We start from the raw sequence: 18020 nt of genomic DNA on the forward strand, positions 1-18020 counted from the left end.
ATTAAAACCCATATCGCTGAACGCGCCCACCGCCTGCATTGCGCACGCGGGCCGGGTGCGGGACATCAGCGCATCTGACGCACGCCGTGGCCCAGGCGCCGGCGCAGCAGGTTGCGCAGCGTGACGCCGTCGGCATAGCCGACCTGGGCCGCGATCTGCTCCAGCGACAGGCTGGTGGTCTTCAGCAAATGGGCGGCGCGTTCCACGCGCAAATCCTGGAAGAACGACAGCGGGCTCTTGCCCAGCACGTCCTGCGTGCGGCGCGCCAGCGTGCGCTTGCTGGCGCCCAGCGCCTGCGCCGCGGCATCCAGCGAGAACCCTTGCGCAAGATGCGCGCGCGCCCAGCGTTCGAAAGCCTGCACCAGCGGCTCGGCATGCGTCAGGTGGTCAGTGATGGCATAGGCGGATTGCGCGGGCCGCTGGTCCACGATCAGATAGCGCGCCACCAATGCCGCCAGTTCGGGACTGGCCTGGCGCACCAGCCACAGCGCCATGTCCATGTGGCTCAAGGCCGCGCCCGCCGTCAGCAACGACGACGAGCGCACCAGCATGTGCTTGTCCTCCAGGTCGACCGCCGGATAGCGCTGCCGGAACAGCGGCGCCAGCCACCAGGTGGTGGTGGCCTTGTGGCCGTCCAGCAGGCCCGATTCCGCCAGCACGAAGGTGCCGATGCAGGCCGCGGCGGTGTTCGCGCCAGGGCCGCGCTCGCGCAGCATCCGGCCAGCGTCGCGCACGTCGGCGCGGCCCAGCGCGGGCACCAGCGTTTCGGGCATCTTGCAGCCGATGGCCGGGATGACAAGCCAGCCCGGGTCCGACGGGTCCGGACTGCCTGAAACGGGCACGCCAAATCCCTGCGAGGTGCGCACCTTGCGGCGCAGGCCGACCACCCGTGTGTCGAACGGCAGCACGGGGGCGGGCAGCAGTGGCGACAGCTCGTTGGCTGTCGCGAACACGTCCAGGATGGCGGACAGGCCGGTATCGAACACGCCCTCCAGGGCCAGGATCTGGATCTTCATGGCAAGAACGCTATCAAAGATGTCAAAACCGCCAATATTAATAAGGCTGGGCCGGACCCACAATGCCGCTGTCTGATCGTCGGCGCGCAAACCTGCGCCGCGTGCCACCGGAGCCTTGTCTTGTCCTTTGAAAATCTGCTTGCCCTGACGGTGTTCGCATTCGTGACCTCTGTTTCGCCGGGCCCCAGCAACGTCATGCTGATGACCTCGGGCGCCAACTTCGGCTTCGGCCGAACCTTGCCCCAGGTGCTGGGGATCACCGTCGGCTTTACGTCGCTGTTGTTGGGGGTAGGGCTGGGCCTGGGGGCGCTGTTCCAGGCCTGGCCGCCGTTGTCCGCGGCACTGAAGATAGGCGGGGCGGCCTACCTGCTGTACCTGGCGTGGCGCATCGCGCTATCGCGTTCGATCAGCACGGGCCAGGCATCGGCCAGGCCGCTAACCTTCATGGAATCGGCCTTGTTCCAGTGGATCAACCCCAAGGCGTGGATCGTGGCGCTGGCCTCGGTGGCAGTCTATGTTGACGCTGCGGCGCCGTGGGCGTCGCTGGCCTGGATGTGTCTGGTGTTCGCGCTGGTGAACCTGCCCAGTGTTTCGCTATGGGCCGGCTTCGGCGTGGCGCTGCGCGGATTCCTCGCGCAGCCCGGACGCCTGAAATGGTTCAACATCGGCATGGGAGCGTTGCTGGCGCTGACGTTGTGGCCGATGCTGCGGTGAGGAAAGCCGGTGGCAGCATTGGGGCGAGTGCGGAGAGGAAACCCGTGGCCGCTTTGGGGGAGGGTGAGGCCTGCGCAGGCCGCACCCCGACACGGCTCAGTCCGCGGTGGTTTCGTCGGGCGCGCCCCATGCCAGACCCATGGCGTAGCCGCGCACATCTTCTGGCCATCCGGCGACCTGCTGCGTAAAACGCTCGCGGTCGCTGGCGTACAGCGCCCGCGTGGCTTCCTCGAAACCGGCCAGGTTGCCGGCCATGCTGGACATGAACCGGTACGCAGCCTCTTGGCGTTCGCGCTGGCGGTCCTGCGCCTCGTTGTCGCGGCGGGCCTGTTCCACCAGTTTGCGCAAGGCGACGGACGCGCCGCCGGGCTGCGCGCCCAGCCAGTCCCAATGGCGCGGCAGCAGCGTGACTTCACGCGGTACTACGCCCAACTTGGGGCGGCCCCGGCCGCGCGGTTGCGTCTCGTCGGCTGCCACGTCGGCGGGCATTCCGGCGGCCAGGGGCGCCGGCTCGATGCGGGCGCGGTGACGTTCCGCGATGGCGGCGTCGTCGCCTCTCAGATCCAGGTCGACCTGCTTGCCGGACCGGTCGTCGAACACCAGGATGCTGGCGTCGCTGCCCGAGTCCATGGCCCGTTTGACGGCGAGCGCCACCTCGGCCAGGGGGCCAGTGGCAAGCATGCGGTGGCCGGCGAAGGCGGTGTGGACATCGGTGTGGTGGGGTACGGATAGTTCATTCATTATTTTGTCCGGATAAAAATTGCAGGCAAATTATGATCCGGGTAAAAATACAAGTCAATATATCCGGGTAAAAATATTGTGAGATGGCAATCCGCCACTGAGGAGTGCAGAAATATCCCCGCGAACCTAGGGTGAACACCTAGGCAAAACATACAGGCGGCGTATAATCTTGCTTTGCGCCCGGAGTTACCCATGCGTCTCGTACAAAAAGCGCTCACCTTCGACGATGTGTTGCTGGTGCCTGCGTATTCCGAGGTCCTGCCTCGCGACACTTCCCTGGCTACGCGCCTCACTCGCAATATCAGCCTGAACATCCCGCTAGTGTCCGCCGCCATGGACACCGTCACCGAATCGCGTCTGGCCATCGCCATGGCGCAAGAGGGCGGCATCGGGATCATCCACAAGAATCTGTCCGCCGACGCCCAGGCGCGTGAAGTCGCCCGCGTCAAGCGCCACGAATTCGGCATCGTGATCGATCCGGTCACCGTCACCCCCCAGATGAAAGTGCGCGACGCCATCGCGTTGCAGCGCCAGCATGGCATCTCGGGCCTGCCGGTGGTCGAAGGGCGCAAGCTGGTCGGCATCGTCACCAACCGCGACCTGCGCTTCGAAGAGAACCTGGACCAGCCCCTGCGCAACATCATGACGCCGCAGGAACGCCTGGTCACCATGAAGGAAGGCGCCACGCTGGAAGAGGCGCAGTCCCTGATGCACAAGCACCGCCTGGAGCGCGTGCTGATCGTGAACGACGGCTTTGAACTGCGTGGCCTGGCCACCGTCAAGGACATCGTCAAGAACACCGAACACCCCATGGCCAGCAAGGACGCCCAAGGCCAGCTGCGCGTGGGCGCTGCGGTCGGCGTGGGCGCCGGCACCGAAGAGCGCGTGGAAAAGCTGGTTGCGGCCGGCGTCGACGTCCTGATCGTCGACACCGCCCACGGCCATTCCAAGGGCGTGCTGGAAGGCGTGCGCTGGGTCAAGCAGAACTACCCCAAGGTTGAAGTCATCGGCGGCAACATCGCCACCGCCGCCGCCGCGCGTGCGCTGGTCGAGTACGGCGCCGACGGCGTCAAGGTCGGCATCGGCCCTGGCTCCATCTGCACCACCCGCATCGTCGCCGGCGTGGGCGTGCCGCAAATTCACGCCATCTCCGAAGTCGCCAAGGCGCTGGAAGGCACGGGCGTGCCCCTGATCGCCGACGGCGGCATCCGCTACTCGGGCGACGTCGCCAAGGCCCTGGCGGCAGGCGCTTTCGCCTGCATGATGGGCGGCATGTTCGCCGGCACCGAAGAAGCTCCTGGCGAAGTCGTGCTGTTCCAGGGCCGTTCGTACAAGTCCTACCGCGGCATGGGCAGCCTGGGCGCCATGACGGACGGCTCCGCCGACCGCTACTTCCAGGATCCGTCCAACAACGCCGACAAGCTGGTTCCCGAAGGCATCGAAGGCCGCGTCCCCTACAAGGGCAGCGTGCTGGCCATCATTTACCAACTGGTCGGCGGCATCCGCGCCTCGATGGGCTACTGCGGCTGCGCCACCATCGACGACATGCGCACCAAGACCGAATTCGTGGAGATCACCTCCGCGGGCGTGCGCGAGTCCCACGTGCACGACGTACAGATCACCAAGGAAGCGCCCAACTACCGCGCCGACTGATCCGTACAGTCAACTACAATGTCATGCATCGCGCACCGGCAGAACCGCAAATGAATCAGCGGTTCTGCCGGTGCGGTTTTATTTACTGCGGTTTTATTCTTTACCGGTAGAGTCTCCATGCACCAGCGCATCCTCATTCTCGACTACGGTTCGCAAGTCACCCAGCTGATCGCCCGCCGCGTCCGCGAAGCCGGCGTCTACTCCGAAGTGCACCCCGGCGACGTCGACGACGCCTTCGTCCGCGACCAGATGGCGCAAGGTCTCAAGGGCGTCATCCTGTCCGGCAGCCACGCTTCCGCCTACGAAGAAGGCTCCATGCGCGTGCCGCATGCGGTGTTCGAGCTGGGCGTGCCCGTCCTCGGCATCTGCTACGGCATGCAGTCCATGGCGCAGCAACTGGGCGGCGTGGTCAGCTTTTCCGACCATCGCGAATTCGGCTACGCCGAAGTCCGCGCCCACGGCCACACCAAGCTGCTGGAAGGCCTGGAAGACTTTGCCACGGCGGAAGGCCACGGCATGCTCAAGGTCTGGATGAGCCATGGCGACAAGGTCACCGAACTGCCCCCGGGCTTCAAGCTGATGGCGTCGACTCCGTCCTGCCCGATCGCCGGCATGGCCGACGAAGACCGCAAGTTCTACGCCGTCCAGTTCCACCCCGAAGTCACGCACACTGTTCAAGGCAAGGCCATGCTGGCCCGCTTCGTGAACGAGATCTGCGGCTGCGAAGGCGACTGGAACATGCCCGACTACGTGGCCGAAGCCGTCGCCCGCATCCGCGAGCAGGTCGGCACGGACGAAGTCATCCTGGGCCTGTCCGGCGGCGTGGACTCCTCGGTAGCCGCAGCGCTGATCCACAAGGCCATCGGCGACCAGCTCACCTGCGTGTTCGTCGACCACGGCCTCTTGCGCCTGGACGAAGGCAAGCAGGTCATGCAGACCTTCGCCGAAAACATGGGCGTGAAGATCATCCACGTCGACGCCACCGCCCAGTTCATGGGCAAGCTGGCCGGCGTGGCGGATCCGGAAGCCAAGCGCAAGATCATCGGCCGCGAATTCGTCGAAGTGTTCCAGGAACAAGCCGGCAAGCAGCAAAGCGCCAAGTGGTTGGCCCAGGGCACGATCTACCCCGACGTCATCGAATCCGCAGGCGCCAAGACCGGCAAGGCCACCTCCATCAAGTCGCACCACAACGTGGGCGGCCTGCCGGACACGCTGAACCTGCAACTGCTGGAGCCGCTGCGCGAACTGTTCAAGGACGAAGTCCGCGAACTCGGCGTGGCTCTGGGCCTGCCGCCGCAGATGGTCTACCGCCACCCGTTCCCCGGCCCCGGCCTGGGCGTGCGCATCCTGGGCGAAGTGAAGCATGAATATGCCGAACTGCTGCGCCGCGCCGACGCGATCTTCATCGAAGAACTGCGCAACACCAAGGACGAGGCCAGCGGCCTGACCTGGTACGAGCTGACCTCGCAAGCGTTTGCCGTGTTCCTGCCGGTGAAGTCGGTGGGCGTGATGGGCGATGGGCGTACTTATGAGTACGTTGTCGCTTTGCGTGCGGTGCAGACCTTCGACTTCATGACCGCCGATTGGGCGCCGCTGCCGCATCCGTTGCTGGCACGGGTGTCGTCGCGCATCATCAATGAAGTGCGCGGGATCAATCGTGTTGTTTACGACGTGTCGAGCAAGCCGCCTGCGACGATTGAGTGGGAGTGAACCTGCAGTAGTCTTGCGGTGAATGAAAAAGGCGCTTCGGCGCCTTTTTCTTTTTTGGTCGGGAGCGGGTTGGGGAAATGTAGTCTGCCACCAACAGGATTCCCGGTCAGCCAGAGCTGTCTTGCGGGGTTGCCAAATGCAGCCCGCATTCAGAAGGCAGCCGCCCGATAAACCTCCTGGCCGCCCACATAGGTCGCTAGCGCCGTCAGGTCTTTTACTTCGGCGGCCGGGATGTTCAGGTAGTCGGCGGAAAGCACCACGAAATCAGCTAGCTTGCCAGCCTCGATGGATCCCTTGATGGCTGCTTCGTCGGTCAGCGTGGCGTTGTTGATCGTCATCAGCCTGAGCACGGCGTCGCGTGACGATACCGCCTCATCCGCGCCATAGACGCCGTCCGAGATCGTGTCGCGCGTCAGGAAATGGTACATGGCCCAAAACGGATTGACCGGAATGACCGGGGAATCGGTGCCGCCCGCCAGCATGAAACCTTGCTCCAGGTAGGTCTTGAGCGGTGTCACGCGCGCGGCGCGTTCGGCGCCCCAGTAGCGCTTGAGCACGGGCGCGGCAAGATAGAGGTGATCCTGAACGGACAAGCGCAGATTCATGGCGCGGATGCGCGGGTACTGGTCCGGGCGGGTGATGAACGCATGTTCGATGGTCCAGCCGGCGTGGGTGAGATCATGCTCCGCGTTGGCTTTCTCGAACCCCTGGAGCGTCTGGTCGACGCCGGCATCGCCCACCGCATGGACGGCGGTACGCCAGCCGGCGCTGTTGATTGCCGCGACGTACTCGTCGAAGACCGCTTGCGGCATGGTCTGCAGGCCGTAGTAGGTGCCGCCTTTGCCCATGGCGCCTTCATACGGGCGCGTCATGCGTCCGCCCTCGAACCCCCCGTCCACGCTGATCTTGATGCCCCATACCTTGACCCATTCGTCACCTTCTCCTTGTTTGATGCCCGCTTCGACAATGCTGGAGCGGAAGTCGGCAAGGCCGGCGGGGCGGAACAGGATGCTGTAGCGCACTGTCGCCTTGCCGCTGTCGCGTAACTGCTGGAACTGCCGGTAGGCAGCGACAGTCGTGCCGGGGATGCGGATACTGGTGAGGCCGTACTCATTGAGCTTTCGTTGCTGTGCTTCCAGAGTGGCGAGGCTAATGGGTGGCGCCGGCGGCAGCGGGGCCAGCCGCTTGGCGTTGCCGGTGAGTTCGCCGGTCAGGCGGCCGGATGTGGCGCGGGGGATCGATCCCCCCGCAGGCACCGGCGTCGCCGTCGTAATGCCATATTTGGCCAGGGCGGTGTTGTTGAGGAAATAGCTGTGGCCCCCGCGCACGAGAATGATCGGAACGCCGGGGGCCGCGGTTTCCAGCTCGTCGGCGGTGGGCAGCCGCTGTTCCTTGAGTTGGGCTTCGTGCCAATCGCTGTTGGAGACCAGCACCTCGCCCGGCGTCGCGGCCTTGGCGGCTTCGGAGACCTTGCCGAGCAACTGCGCCACGGACCGCGTTGCAGACAGGTCGATTCCCGGGCCCCCGCCGACCGCATGCAGATGCGAATCGGCCAGGCCAGGAACCACCGTGCGTCCTTTGAGGTCGACGACACGGGTGGTGGGGCCCGCGTGGGACATGACGCTGTCTGTCGTGCCTACGGCGATAAACTTGCCGTCCTTGACGGCCAGGGCCTGGACCACGGAAGAGCGCGCGTCGACCGTGACCACCTTGCCGTTGATGAAGACCGAGTCGGCGGTTGCCGCAGGAGTGTGCGGGGAGCTTGCGCAGCCGGCAACCGATGCGGCCAGAATGGCTGCTCCCGCGACTTTCTTTGCACAGATTGCATGGGCCATCTTGCTCACGGGCGTCTCCATTCCTGTAGGCATCGATGGCGCAAGTTTCTTACGTCAAATATTTAAGTGTCAAATAAAAAAGTGTGACTGTGGTTGCGGCGGATGGCAAGGGCGCGGGCCAGCCGCCCTCCGGCCTGCCCAGGCTGACAAGTGTCTGCTGTGCGGATAGACGATGTGCATGGGCCGGGCCGCGAATTGCCAGTCCGGCGGCACCGGGACCAGCAAGTCATTCGCGGCAGGGAAGTCATGGCTGCCGGCGGCGCAATTGGCTGGGCGTGGCGCCGTACTTACGCAGGAAGCGGCGGCCGAAGTAGCTGGCGTCCTTGAAGCCGCAGCTGAACGCGATCTCCTGGATCGAGCGGTGACGCTGGTTAAGGTTCAGCAACTGGCATCGGGCGCGTTCCAGGCGTTCGTCTTCTATCCATTTGTGCAGCGTCGTCCCCGTGGCGGCGAATACGCGATGCAGGTAGCGGATGGAGATGCCCACCAACTCGGCGATGCGGCCCGCCGATAGATCCGGATCGGAGAGATGGGCGAGGGCCATGGTCCTGATGCGCCTGATCAGGTGGTCGTGTGATCGGCCCAACGGGACCGCGGATCCATCCTGGGTTTCCGATTCGGCGACCAGGTCGAGCAGCGCGGAGGTGAGCGAATGGCCGATAGGCGGGATCTGGTCGGGCGTCTCCGCTGCCAGGGCCTGCAGCAGGCGGGAGGCCAGCCCGCTGGTGCCGCGCGCGCCGCTGAATACGCGCCCGCACATTGCATCGATGCCGAGGCCGCGCAGCATGAACTCATGCCGGGGAACTCGCATGACCAGGCGCCTGGCCGCACTGTTGGCTTCTATCCGGTATGGCAGGGTGCTGTCCACTATCGTGAAATCGCCCTGCTGCAGCGGCATTTCGCGGTCCAGGTGCTTCATGTGTACCCGGCCGCCGAGATGAACGGCAAGCAGGAAATCAGTCTGCCGGTCGCGTGCGATGTCTGCCGGGCCGCGCTCGATGCTCGCGGAGTCGTAGTCGACGAGCGAGTACTCGAGGAACCCGGCCTTTCCCTGTTTGATCTTTGCATTGAAACCGTCTGTGGCGGCCCGGCGCACCGAAATTTCCGCGACGCGGCATACGGCGCGTTGGAACACTTCGAAGCGCCTGCCCGGCGTGAGAAGTTCGGTGTCGAGTATGGTCTGCATCTTGTTCGATCCATGGGGCCGCAGGCAGCAAGTCCCGCTCGGGTGTCGCCGCAGCGCGGGCGCGTCAGTTGCAGCAGCGGCAATGGGCACGAGCCAGATTAGCGTTTCCACATCTTGCGGTCCAGCGCGTGCAAGCACGTGCCCCTATCCGACCTTGTGCGTACGTATTGGTTCGGCAGCGCGAAATTCGGCTCCACGTGTCCAGTCGCGACGGCGAGTGCACGAAAGTCCGCGAGATCATGCACTTTCTCCAACTTTGTTCCATCCCGGCTTTGCTACCTTGTCCTGATGGGCGCATGAGCCGGCTTGATGCCGGCGCGCGGCCGCGAACCAGGGAGGAAACGGACATGAAATTGATACAGCACATCGACGATGTCGAAACATCGATGCAAGGCATCGCCCATCGGACGATCGCGTCGCATCGAGACGGCTTGACCGGCCTTTCGGTCTGGCATCAGAAGATTGCGGTGGGCATGGCGACGCCGGACCACTGGCATGAATGCTCGGAAGTGATCGTGTGCGAGCAGGGCAGGGGCCGGGTCGAGTCGGATGAGGGCACGCTGCGCTTCTCGGCGGGGATGAGCGTCGCCATTCCTGGCTGTGTGGTTCACCAGATATTCAACGATGGCCAGGACACGCTGGTGATCAGAGGCATACTCGCGGCCTCGCCGGTGGAGGTGTTTCATCCCGACGGGAAACCCTTGCCCTTGCCCTGGATCAGCTGAAGAAGAAATCCTTGGCGGCGTTCCATTGATGCAGCACCCCGCGGCGGCGAAGGCGCGGGCTGATACCGAAACAGGAGAGCAGGGTGAGGATGACATTTGGCGATCGGCTGGTCGACCTTCTACTCGAGGAAAAAGTCGAGATGATTTTTTCCCAAGGGGATCTGAGTATGGTGGAGATCCAGAAATGCGCGCAGCAGAAGGGTATCCGGCTCGTTGGCCCGCGTCATGAGCAGGTGGCGGCCTTCATGGCGTCGGGCTATTACTGCATGACAGGTCGCATGCAGGTGGCCATGGGCGCCATGGGGCCGGGCGTTTCCAACATGCTCTCGTCCGCTGTCTGTGCGGCGCAGGAGAACATTCCTCTTCTGCTGATCGGTTCACGCAGGCAATCCGCAACCAATCTTGCGGTGCGCCGCAACAGGTGGCTGTATGCCCCGATGCTCGAAATGTTCCGCGTGCCGTGCAAATTCGTGGCGTCCATCGATACGCCCGGCCATCTGGACGACATTGTCAGGGAAGCATTCCGGCAGGCGTGGGCAGGCACTCCGGGGCCCGTGTATCTGGAATTCGACTATTCCATCCAGGACATGGAATGGGATTTTCCGCCCCCGGAAAGTCCGGCGCGTTATCGCGCGCAGCCTCGCGCCGCCGACGCCGCCAGCATGGATAAGGCTTGCGACCTGATACGGAGCGCTCGCAAACCCATCCTGATGGCCGGACCCGCAGTTGTCAGGAACCGCTTGCATGCCAAATTCCGCAAACTGGCCGATCTGGTCGCCGCGCCGGTGCTGACTTCGCTGGGGGGCACCGGAGCGGTTCCCGAGAGCGATGACAGGTACTTGTTCCAGTTCAGCCAGGCGGGCAGAGAGGCGATAGAGAAGTCCGACCTCTTGATCGGGATTGGAACCAATTTCCCTGAAATGGACGGCTACGGGCGTCACGGGCCATTCGCCGCAGGTGCAGGGGCGGACCGCAAGATTCTGGTGCTGGAGACCGATCCCGGAATGGTGGGCGTGAACCGCTGCGCAGATCATGCGGTGGTGGGAGACCTGTCGCTGACTCTGGGGCAGCTTATCGCCGGACTGGAACGGGCAAGGCCGACGCCGGCATGGGCAGAACTATCGCGCTTGCGGGCCGAGTACGTAGCGGAGCGCGAGCGCCTGACCGCGGCCATTCCCGAATCCGAGCAGATCCATCCGTCCCGGCTCATGCTGGAGGCTCGCAAGGCTGTTCCCGAAGACGCCGTCATCGTGTTGGACGGCGGCCTTACCATCCTGCACAAGATGGCGTTCTTCGAGCAGCGCAGCAGCGAATTTCTCTACACTTCCACTTTTTCGCACCTCGGCTCCGGCCTGGGTTATGCGATCGGCGCGCAGCTTGCCGCCGGCTCGCGGCGCGTCTGCCTGCTGACGGGCGACGGAGCACTGGGCTTTCATTTGGCGGAGTTCGAAACGCTGGTCCGACACCAGCTTCCCGTGGTGGTCATCGTCAACGACGATCGCGCGCTGGGCGCGGAAATGTCGTCGCACATGCAGCATGTCGGCCATGCCATCGAGGCCACGTTCAGCCCTGTCAGATACGATCAGATCGCGCGCGCCATGGGAGGGCATGGCGAGTACGTCCAGGAAGCGCAGGAGATCGTTCCGGCCGTCCAGCGCGCCTTCTCCGCCGGAAAGCCCGCGTTGGTGCAGGTCATCACCGACCAGAAAGCCAGCTACATGGACGCTCCCCCCTACGTGGACGCCTTGGCCGGATGGCTGGGGAACGACGCCTTGTCGCCGTCCGGACTTTTCTGATCAAGGGCCCCGACCATGACCACAACCATGGAACACGAACTGTCCGAGGCGTTGGGCAGGCAGAAGAGGTCGTTCATGAACGCGGGCTATCCGGCTCTCGAGGTCCGGCTCGACCGTCTCAGGCGGCTGGCCAACGTGCTGGATCGGAACCGGAAGGAGATCGTGGAAGCGGAGGCCGCCGATTTTGGCGGACGCAGCCGGTTTTTGAGCCATTCCGCGGACATCCTGGGGGGGCTTGAGGTCATCCGCCACACGTCCAGCCAACTCGGCGATTGGATGAAGGCGCAGCCACTGGACGTCGGCGATCCGGATGTCGACGTGCAACTCAGCTTCGCACCGCTTGGGGTGGTGGGAGCCATGACCCCTTGGAATGGACCGGTCCTCATCAGCTATCTCGCCCTGGTGGGGATATTGGCAGCGGGCAACCGCGCAATGATCAAACTGCCGGAATTGACTCCCGCGACCTCTAGTCTGCTCGCCAGGGAACTGGGCAGGGAGTTCGACGCGGCTGAAGTCCTGGCCGTACAGGGCGGAGCCGACGTCGCAGCGGCCTTCAGCCGTTTGCAGTTCGACCATCTGCTTTTCACGGGGTCGACTGAAACCGGCAGGAAAGTCATGATGGAAGCGGCGAGGAACCTGGTGCCGGTCACCTTGGAGCTGGGAGGAAAATGTCCGGTCTTCATCGGCAGGAGCGCGGACATCGACGTGACTGCCGCGCGTCTGGCGCACGGGAAATTGCTGTTTGCGGGGCAGGTATGCGTAACGCCGGACTATGTGCTGGCGCCGCGGCAGGTGGCGGAGCGCCTGGCCGAAGGGATACTTGCGCACGCACAACAGCTATATCCCTCGATTGCCGGCAATGACGACTACTCCGCCATAATCAGCGACAGGCATTGCGCCCGCTTGCAGACCCTGGTGGACGATGCCGTGGCGAAAGGCGCAAGCGCGAGGCAACTGCACGGCGCGCAAGCGCGCCCGGCGGGGACGCGCCAGTTCCCGTTGACGCTGCTATTGGAGACGAGCGCCTCGATGGCGGTCATGCGCGAGGAAATCTTCGGCCCCATTCTGCCTGTCATCGGCTGCGACTCCTTCGAGGAGGCGGCCCGCTATGCCCGGTCGCTGACGCGTCCTCTCGCATCCTACTATTTTGGCGATGACCCGGAGGAAATACGCTGGCTGCGGGAGAATTTCCAGGCCGGGTCGCTCACCCTCAACGACGTCGTGTCCCAGCTTTTTCACGAGCAGATTCCGTTCGGCGGGGTCGGCGCCAGCGGTATGGGCCGATATCGTGGGGTCGCTGGATTCAGGACGTTCAGCAACCTGATGCCCGTCGTCACGCAGAATGCCGCGGAAGCCAAGCTTGAGAAGTTCAGGCCGCCGTATCCCGCCGGTTGATGGTATGGGGCGGAAAGCGGCACCGGGGAATCCGGTGAGCCGCTGTGCACCTCTGGCCCGCGTGCGCCGCCTTGCCGCAACGGTTGCGCTCAAGAAGCGTTACCGGCCTGCCACCAACGTACGCTCCACGCGCGTCTTTCGCCCTAGATAAGGCAACAAACTGAGCAATCCCAGCATGGCCAATGCGGCTCCAACCCACAGCGGCGAACGCACGCCATAGCCCGCCGCGATGCCCAGGCCGCCGATCCACGCGCCAGCCCCCAACCCGATATTGATCACCGAAGTATGGACGGTATTGACCAACGCGCCCGGATGCGCAGCCTGCATGACGCGCGCAATCATCGCGGGATTCATGGGTACGCCGACCAGGCCGATCACGATCAACGCACCCAGGCTGAGAATCTGGTTACCAGCAAATACCGCGAACAACGCCAAGGTTGCGCCCAGCACGATCAAGCCGCCAGCCATGATGGGCATGGCGTGTTTGTCCGCATAGCGCCCGACGACCATATTTCCCAGCACGTTGGCCGCGCCGTAGACGCCCAGCAGCCAGGGAATTGAGGATGCGGCGAAGCCCGTCACTTCGGTCAGGATCGGGGCGAAGTAGCTGAAGGCTGCAAACGTCGCGCCGATGATCAAGCCGCTGGTGGCGAAAGCCGCCCACAGGTGCCGGTTTTTGAACTCGGCCAGTTCCGCGGCCAGGCTGGCCGCGGCCGATGCCTTGGCAGACGGCACCAGGATCGTGATCACCCCTGCACACAGCACGGCCAGCGCAACCACCAGCCAAAAGCTGGCGCGCCAGCCCAGGTGCTGGTCGATGACCGTGGCGATGGGAACACCCAGCACCGTTGCCAGCATCAAGCCTCCGATCACGATGGACGCCGCCCGGCCGCGCGACTGCATGGCCACGATCTCGGCGCAGATCGCCAGCGACACGCCAAAGCACGCGGAGCCTGCCACCCCCGTGGCGACCCGGGCGAACGCCATGACTTCGTAGCTGGTCGCGGATGCGGCGACCGACTGCGCGATTGCGTAGAAGCCCAGCAGCCAGAGCAGGGCCTTCTTGTTGGGTATGCGCAGCTTGATCAGGCCTACCGTGAGCAAGGGGCCGCCGACGACCATGCCGATGGCATACAGCGAGATGAGGTAGCCGATCTGCGTCACTGAAACGCCGAAGGCCTGCGTCAGCGACGCCATCATGCCCGCCACCATGAACTCGGACGTGGTCAGCGAGAAGATCGTCAATCCCAGGATGTAGACCGCTAGTGGCATGGGGAAACTCCTAAAGTTTATTGGTCAGTACAGAATTGCCCCAAAAGAACCGGCCAGGGGCCGGTGGCTATTTTTGGGGTAGTCGACGACTCGTTGGGTTCAGCAGCGGGACGATGGGAACACGACCTCGCGCGCGTGCGCTGTCATGGGGTAGGGGACTCGGCGTCAACTGTGCGGTTGAGCGGTGCAAAGGCCACCGCCTTGATCTCTACCAGCCCGCCATCGGGGTTCAAATCAGCAACTTCCAGTTCCACAGCGGCAGGATACGGAGCGAAAAAAAACTCATCGCGGACCCGTCCGATGGCGGCCAACTGGCCAGCCTTGTCCAGTTCCAGGTGGTCGCTGCCGAATACATGGAACATCTGCAGCTCGATCACATCTTCCAGCTGCGCGTCGCAAGCCAAGAGCAGGCGCTCGATCTGTCTGAACACGTCGCGCAGTTCATCGCAGAACGCCGCGACGCTCATCGGCTCGTTGGATCTGTTGCTGGCAACTATGCCGGAGAGGTACACAAAGTCGCCTGCTCGGCGCGCGGGGGCATAGTGAAACTGCGCAACATCCGATTCCAGTGAGGAGGGAATTGCGACAGCCCCCGTTTTGGTTGCTACGAGCCGGACGTCGATGCTTGCAGGGTGGTTCATATAGCGCTTCCAGGTTTATAGTGTACTAATTGGTAAACAATAAGGGAAAAAAATAGGCCTGGGCCTGTGGTTCGTGGTGATTCAAAGGAGGGGATCTATCGCGCTATGGCGCTGTTGCTCACAGGCCTGCCAAGGTACCTTCCAGCACATCCTGCAGAAACGCCCGATCCGGCATGGATTGCCCCAGGATGCGCAGCCCGTAGTAGCTGGCGAGGAACGCGCGCGTCATTTCCAATGCGAGCCGTTCACCAGACAGTTCGCCATTGCGTTGGCCGACGGCGATAACGTGGCAGATTGTCGCTTCCAGCTTGTTGACATAGCTTCGGTTGATCCGGTCGATGACCGGATCTTTGCTGCTGCGCTCCATGACCGAAAAAAGCGCCATGCAACTACGGCGCCGGCTTGGATCCAGGTCGCCGTCAACGCCCCATTGCAGCAGCGCCCGCAATCTGTCCTTGGCGCTGCCAGGGCCGTTGAGGATCTCCGTTTGCGCCTGGAGTCCCAGCTCCTGATAGCGGCGCAGGGCTTGCTCATAGAGGTTCTGTTTGCTGCCGAAGGCATGGTAGAGGCTGCCGCGCCCCAAGCCTGTGCGCTCACATAACTCCTGCGTTGAGCTGGCTTCGTATCCATTGGTCCAGAAAACGTCCATGGCGGCGTCTATGACGGCAGTGTCGTCGTACTCCTTGGGCCTTCCACTCATGATCACTGTCCTTCGCCGCTGTTCACGCGTCGGATTATAGGTATTATTTTACTGACTGGTAAACAACTATTTTGGATGCCCTCGCGGCGAGCAGCAGCACCGCAAGTCCTTGGCCATCTCCTGGCGCCTGCAATTTCGTTCAAGACGGAGCCGTGCGGCACTCGGTAAAAAGCGTCTCCACCAGTGGCAAGGACATCCATCTGAAATGGCCCACTCCAACCGTTCCCGAACTGCCCGATTGCCATTCTTTCACCTCCCGGTTGCCGAGCTGACGAACGCCTTGGTGGCGTTCCTGTTTGCGGCATCGGCGCCGGTGACGATCATCATGAGCGCGGGCGCGAAAGGGGGGCTCAGCCAATCCGACATCGCGTCATGGATCTTCGCGGCCTTCTCCATCAACGGCATCCTGACCGTGGCCATGTCTGCGATCTACCGGCAGCCCCTGGCGTTTTTCTGGACGATTCCAGGCACCGTGCTGGTCGCCAGCGCGCTGCAGCACCTGACTTTCGCCGAGGTCATAGGCGCTTATCTCGTCACGGCCATCCTGATCCTTGCCCTGGGGCTGACCGGATGGGTCAAGCTTGTGATGGATCGTCTGCCATTGCCTATCATCATGGGCATGGTCGCCGGCGTGTTTCTGAACTTCGGTCTGGACTGGATACGATCGTTTGCTTCGGACCCGTGGCTTGCCGCGGCCATGACGGTGACCTTCTTCGTGCTTTCGGCCTTTCCTGCCGTTCAGAAATGGCTCCCGCCCATGGTCGGCGTGCTGATTGTTGGCATTGTGTCGCTGGTGATTGCGGGCGAGGCTCCGCGCATTGAAGGCGTGACGGTGGCCAATGCGCTGGCGCAGCCCAATCTCTATGTGCCCGTCTTCTCGTGGCCCGCGATTCTCGAATTGGTCGTGCCGCTTACGGTCACCGTGGTGGCGGTCTACACACCACAAGGCGTGTCCCTGCTGAGAAATGCGGGTCATAGCCCGCCCGTCAATGCGATTACCAATGCCTGCGGTATTTTCTCGGCCATTACCGCGTTTTTCGGTTGCGTGTCGACATGCCTGACCGGCCCCTCAAGCGCCATCCTCGCATCGGGCGAATGCAGAAGCCGTCACTGGCTCGCAGGCATCTTCCTGGGGATCCTGGCGATTTTGTTCGGGGCGTTTTCTCCGATCGTGACGCAGGCCATGCTGGCTACGCCCACGACGTTTCTTGCTTCGCTTGCCGGTCTTGCGCTGTTGCGCATCTTGCAGGGAGCCTTCCAAACATCCTTTAGCCAGAAATTCTCGCTGGGGGCGTTGGTCGCATTTCTGGTGACGCTGGGCAGCCCCGCACTGTTTGGTATTGGCGCGCCGTTTTGGGGGATCGTCTTCGGCGTCGTCACAAGCTTGATGCTGGAGCGCCCGGACTGGACCCGCTCTTGAAACGGTTGCGCGGGCGTCGCGCGATCCTGTCCGATGGACTAGTACAACAATGGAGAAACTATGGGCGATATTGACGCGGCTTTGGCAGACGCGAGCACGCTTTATCCTGGCGCCGTTGTGGCGCGCTTCAGCGGGACATCATCCAGCCGCATCACTGCGGCTAGGTACGTCGATATGGAGCATTCAGCTGCGCTGGCGCCTGATGCCATTTTCCGTATTTCGTCCATGACCAAGCCGATCACGGCGGTCGCGCTCATGATGTTGATCGAAAGACTCGATATCGAGCTGACCGAGCCCGTGGCCAAGTGGTTGCCCGAGCTCGGCAAGCCCAAGGTACTGGTCGATTTGCATGGCGACCTGGATCGAACGGTCCCGGCGAAGCGCGAGATCACCATCGAGGACATCCTGACGTCCCGGCTCGGTACCGGCATCGTGCCCGCCGCTCCGGGCAGCACGCCGATCCAGCGGGAAATCGCGCGCCAACAACTGGTGGGCTTTGATGCCCCTCGGCCTGCCTCGGCCATGGGGCCGGATGAGTGGCTTCGCAGGCTCGGCGCCTTGCCGCTATTGGCCCATCCCGGCGACCAGTGGTTTTACTCGGTCGCGTCCAATGTGCAGGGAGTGCTGATCGCCCGGCTCTCGGGCATGGCATTGTCTGAGTTCCTGAGGGCGCGGGTGTTCGAGCCCTTGGATATGAAGGACACCGGCTTTTACGTCCAACCCGGGCAGTTGCCCCGCCTCACGCCCGCCTATTCCAGCGACCTCCGGCTTGCCGACGGACCGAGAGAGGGGAGCGCTTGGGCGCAGCCCCCCGCATTTGAAGGCGGCGAAGGCGGTTTGGTGTCAACGGCGGCCGACTACCTGGCCTTTGTACGCATGCTGCATGCCGAGGGGGAAACGCCCAAAGGCCGGCTGCTGGGCAAGACTTGGGTCAGGCGTATGCTGACCGACCAGCTTACTGCCGGACAGCGCGCCGGCGCAGCCGGGTTTCTCGATGGCCGCGGCTGGGGTTACGGCGTTTCGGTCGACGCAGGGCGGTCCCTCACGGACGGCTTGCAAGGAACCGCGGGCTGGTCAGGAGGACTCGGCACCTCATGGCTCAGCGACCTTTCCCGCGATCGGGCGGTAGTGGTCATGTGCGCGAGGGCGCTTGATGCGCCTGCGGTCTATGCGGATCATCAGGCGCTTCAGCAGGCTGCGCTTCGCTAGGGTCCGC

At 63.5% G+C, this 18020-nt stretch carries 15 protein-coding genes; 8 read left to right on the top strand and 7 right to left on the bottom strand.

What is annotated here, in order from left to right; all coding sequences use genetic code 11:
- Window positions 1-65: 65 nt before the first annotated feature.
- Window positions 66-1016, bottom strand: a complete 951-nt coding sequence (locus AC6LKD_RS03685) for a GlxA family transcriptional regulator (RefSeq protein WP_498115124.1) — start codon at window positions 1014-1016, stop codon at window positions 66-68.
- A 120-nt stretch (window positions 1017-1136) separates the two neighbouring features.
- Between AC6LKD_RS03685 and AC6LKD_RS03690 the strand changes: the two genes are divergently transcribed.
- Window positions 1137-1730 carry a LysE family translocator gene (locus AC6LKD_RS03690; RefSeq protein ID WP_498115125.1) on the top strand — a complete coding sequence of 198 codons (594 nt, stop codon included), beginning with the start codon at window positions 1137-1139 and terminating at the stop codon, window positions 1728-1730.
- Between the two features lie 96 nt (window positions 1731-1826).
- Here AC6LKD_RS03690 and AC6LKD_RS03695 read toward each other — a convergent pair whose 3' ends face one another.
- Entirely contained in the window at window positions 1827-2471 is a 645-nt protein-coding gene (locus AC6LKD_RS03695) for a DUF2239 family protein (protein WP_498115126.1), read from the bottom strand.
- Between the two features lie 192 nt (window positions 2472-2663).
- Here AC6LKD_RS03695 and guaB point away from each other — a divergent pair, with 192 nt between their 5' ends.
- Together guaB and guaA are read left to right on the top strand one after the other, a co-directional pair.
- Window positions 2664-4124, top strand: coding sequence for an IMP dehydrogenase (gene guaB, locus AC6LKD_RS03700; protein WP_013394369.1), 1461 nt, complete (start codon window positions 2664-2666; stop codon window positions 4122-4124).
- A 117-nt stretch (window positions 4125-4241) separates the two neighbouring features.
- Window positions 4242-5834, top strand: coding sequence for a glutamine-hydrolyzing GMP synthase (guaA, locus tag AC6LKD_RS03705; RefSeq protein WP_013394368.1), 1593 nt, complete (start codon window positions 4242-4244; stop codon window positions 5832-5834).
- A 149-nt stretch (window positions 5835-5983) separates the two neighbouring features.
- Here guaA and AC6LKD_RS03710 read toward each other — a convergent pair whose 3' ends face one another.
- Window positions 5984-7669 carry an amidohydrolase gene (locus AC6LKD_RS03710; protein ID WP_498115210.1) on the bottom strand — a complete coding sequence of 562 codons (1686 nt, stop codon included), beginning with the start codon at window positions 7667-7669 and terminating at the stop codon, window positions 5984-5986.
- A 244-nt stretch (window positions 7670-7913) separates the two neighbouring features.
- Window positions 7914-8855 (bottom strand): helix-turn-helix domain-containing protein, encoded by a 942-nt coding sequence (locus tag AC6LKD_RS03715; RefSeq protein ID WP_498115128.1) that lies wholly within the window; start codon window positions 8853-8855, stop codon window positions 7914-7916.
- A 347-nt stretch (window positions 8856-9202) separates the two neighbouring features.
- Between AC6LKD_RS03715 and AC6LKD_RS03720 the strand changes: the two genes are divergently transcribed.
- The 3 genes from AC6LKD_RS03720 (at window position 9203) to AC6LKD_RS03730 (ending at window position 12771) form a co-directional block, all read left to right on the top strand.
- Entirely contained in the window at window positions 9203-9580 is a 378-nt protein-coding gene (locus AC6LKD_RS03720; RefSeq protein ID WP_492277049.1) for a cupin domain-containing protein, read from the top strand.
- Between the two features lie 89 nt (window positions 9581-9669).
- Complete coding sequence (locus AC6LKD_RS03725; protein WP_498115129.1) at window positions 9670-11376, top strand: thiamine pyrophosphate-binding protein; 1707 nt, start codon at window positions 9670-9672, stop codon at window positions 11374-11376.
- A 27-nt stretch (window positions 11377-11403) separates the two neighbouring features.
- Window positions 11404-12771 carry an aldehyde dehydrogenase family protein gene (locus AC6LKD_RS03730; RefSeq protein WP_498115130.1) on the top strand — a complete coding sequence of 456 codons (1368 nt, stop codon included), beginning with the start codon at window positions 11404-11406 and terminating at the stop codon, window positions 12769-12771.
- Between the two features lie 99 nt (window positions 12772-12870).
- Here the strand turns inward: AC6LKD_RS03730 and AC6LKD_RS03735 are convergent, their stop codons facing one another.
- The 3 genes from AC6LKD_RS03735 to AC6LKD_RS03745 form a co-directional block, all read right to left on the bottom strand.
- Entirely contained in the window at window positions 12871-14043 is a 1173-nt protein-coding gene (locus tag AC6LKD_RS03735; protein WP_498115132.1) for an MFS transporter, read from the bottom strand.
- Between the two features lie 143 nt (window positions 14044-14186).
- Entirely contained in the window at window positions 14187-14684 is a 498-nt protein-coding gene (locus tag AC6LKD_RS03740) for a Rid family hydrolase (protein ID WP_498115134.1), read from the bottom strand.
- A gap of 118 nt (window positions 14685-14802) precedes the next feature.
- Window positions 14803-15384, bottom strand: coding sequence for a TetR/AcrR family transcriptional regulator (locus AC6LKD_RS03745; RefSeq protein ID WP_498115135.1), 582 nt, complete (start codon window positions 15382-15384; stop codon window positions 14803-14805).
- Window positions 15385-15589: 205 nt separating this feature from the next.
- Here AC6LKD_RS03745 and AC6LKD_RS03750 point away from each other — a divergent pair, with 205 nt between their 5' ends.
- On the top strand, window positions 15590-16804 hold the full coding sequence (locus AC6LKD_RS03750; protein ID WP_498115136.1) for a benzoate/H(+) symporter BenE family transporter: 1215 nt from the start codon (window positions 15590-15592) through the stop codon (window positions 16802-16804).
- A gap of 60 nt (window positions 16805-16864) precedes the next feature.
- Window positions 16865-18013: a serine hydrolase domain-containing protein gene (locus AC6LKD_RS03755; RefSeq protein ID WP_498115137.1), complete on the top strand. Its 1149-nt coding sequence runs from the start codon at window positions 16865-16867 to the stop codon at window positions 18011-18013.
- Window positions 18014-18020 lie beyond the last annotated feature (7 nt).

It is taken from the genome of Achromobacter sp. D7-1 (genome assembly GCF_059760445.1).

Coding starts and splice junctions, on each gene's coding strand:
- AC6LKD_RS03725 (WP_498115129.1), top strand. CDS start 9,670: ATGACATTTGGCGATCGGCTGGTCGACCTTCTACTCGAGGAAAAAGTC.
- AC6LKD_RS03745 (WP_498115135.1), bottom strand. CDS start 15,384: ATGAGTGGAAGGCCCAAGGAGTACGACGACACTGCCGTCATAGACGCC.
- guaB (WP_013394369.1), top strand. CDS start 2,664: ATGCGTCTCGTACAAAAAGCGCTCACCTTCGACGATGTGTTGCTGGTG.
- AC6LKD_RS03735 (WP_498115132.1), bottom strand. CDS start 14,043: ATGCCACTAGCGGTCTACATCCTGGGATTGACGATCTTCTCGCTGACC.
- AC6LKD_RS03715 (WP_498115128.1), bottom strand. CDS start 8,855: ATGCAGACCATACTCGACACCGAACTTCTCACGCCGGGCAGGCGCTTC.
- guaA (WP_013394368.1), top strand. CDS start 4,242: ATGCACCAGCGCATCCTCATTCTCGACTACGGTTCGCAAGTCACCCAG.
- AC6LKD_RS03750 (WP_498115136.1), top strand. CDS start 15,590: ATGGCCCACTCCAACCGTTCCCGAACTGCCCGATTGCCATTCTTTCAC.
- AC6LKD_RS03720 (WP_492277049.1), top strand. CDS start 9,203: ATGAAATTGATACAGCACATCGACGATGTCGAAACATCGATGCAAGGC.
- AC6LKD_RS03710 (WP_498115210.1), bottom strand. CDS start 7,669: ATGGCCCATGCAATCTGTGCAAAGAAAGTCGCGGGAGCAGCCATTCTG.
- AC6LKD_RS03695 (WP_498115126.1), bottom strand. CDS start 2,471: ATGAATGAACTATCCGTACCCCACCACACCGATGTCCACACCGCCTTC.
- AC6LKD_RS03755 (WP_498115137.1), top strand. CDS start 16,865: ATGGGCGATATTGACGCGGCTTTGGCAGACGCGAGCACGCTTTATCCT.
- AC6LKD_RS03740 (WP_498115134.1), bottom strand. CDS start 14,684: ATGAACCACCCTGCAAGCATCGACGTCCGGCTCGTAGCAACCAAAACG.
- AC6LKD_RS03730 (WP_498115130.1), top strand. CDS start 11,404: ATGGAACACGAACTGTCCGAGGCGTTGGGCAGGCAGAAGAGGTCGTTC.
- AC6LKD_RS03685 (WP_498115124.1), bottom strand. CDS start 1,016: ATGAAGATCCAGATCCTGGCCCTGGAGGGCGTGTTCGATACCGGCCTG.